At 49.1% G+C, this 371-nt stretch carries 1 protein-coding gene; it reads left to right on the top strand.

Features of this window, described 5'->3' with window-relative positions; translation table 11 throughout:
• Nucleotides 1–62 precede the first annotated feature (62 nt).
• Nucleotides 63–371, top strand: a 309-nt coding sequence (locus HC176_RS17570; RefSeq protein WP_342448718.1) for a PQQ-dependent sugar dehydrogenase, incomplete at its 3' end; no start/stop codon positions are given.

Consider the following 371-nt stretch of genomic DNA (forward strand, 5'->3'; position numbering starts at 1 on the left):
ACCAGACGGGACAAATCTGGGTTATTGAGAACGGAGTCAGAAATCCACAGCCGTTCCTGGATGTGAGCGACAGGATAATAGCCTTGAGTGAGGGATATGACGAAAGAGGCCTCTTAGGGCTGGCCTTTCATCCTCAATTTAGTAGTAATAGCCGTTTTTATGTGTACTATACTGCTCCTCCGGGTGCCGGCGGCCCCATGGAAGGAGAAATGTGGGACAACAGGAGCCGTATTTCAGAATTTACAGCCTCAAGTCCCACGAGTGCCGATGCAGGATCAGAAAGGATCGTGCTTGAAGTAGATCAGCCTCAAAGCAACCACGAGGGCGGAACCATAGCTTTTGGACCTGACGGTTATCTTTATATCTCTATT

It is taken from the genome of Tamlana crocina, assembly GCF_012037625.1.